The sequence below is a fragment of the Neglectibacter sp. X4 genome (assembly GCF_009917365.1).
GTDB lineage: Bacteria > Bacillota > Clostridia > Oscillospirales > Acutalibacteraceae > Acutalibacter.
Map to the genome: position 1 here is coordinate 1 of NZ_QWLE01000323.1, position 566 is coordinate 566.

Annotated in this window: 1 protein-coding gene; it reads left to right on the forward strand. The window is 34.8% G+C overall.

Going from position 1 to position 566, the window contains the following annotated elements; all coding sequences use genetic code 11:
* The coding region (locus D1841_RS18390; RefSeq protein ID WP_166554402.1) for a tyrosine-type recombinase/integrase at positions 1-367 on the forward strand (367 nt) is incomplete at its 5' end.
* Positions 368-566: the final 199 nt, after the last annotated feature.

Consider the following 566-nt stretch of genomic DNA (forward strand, 5'->3'; position numbering starts at 1 on the left):
AAAAACAGAAAGAAGTAATAGGTTTATCACTCTGCCAGCGGATTTAGCAGAAAAACTTTATCGTTATCTGAAGAAAAAACGTAGGCTGGATTCTTCAAAACGAGTTTTTACTATGTCTAAAAGCTTTTTGCACTCGGAAATGAATCGGGGATCTATGAATGCAAGTGTTAAAAGAATTCGAATCCATGACTTGCGGCATTCTCATGTATCCTTACTGATATCTTTGGGTTTTACGCCAGTCGATATTGCAGGTAGACTCGGACATGAAAGTATCAGCATTACACTACATTACGCACATATGTTTCCTACACGGCAATTAGAGATGGCGCAGCGTCTGAATATGGAAATTACGAGAAGTGAAAATTGAACATAAATAGTATCAAAAGTACTAATCTAGTACTAAAAAAGAAGGTCGCAATTTACGACCTTCTTTTGAAATTTAGCGATTTTTGTAGAATCTCTCGAAAAAGACGCTTATCAAACAGCGAATTTATATTTATCCATGAATTTGTGTATATAGTCAAAATATGTAGAATGCTTACATGAACTTGTTTTACTTCGCTTTA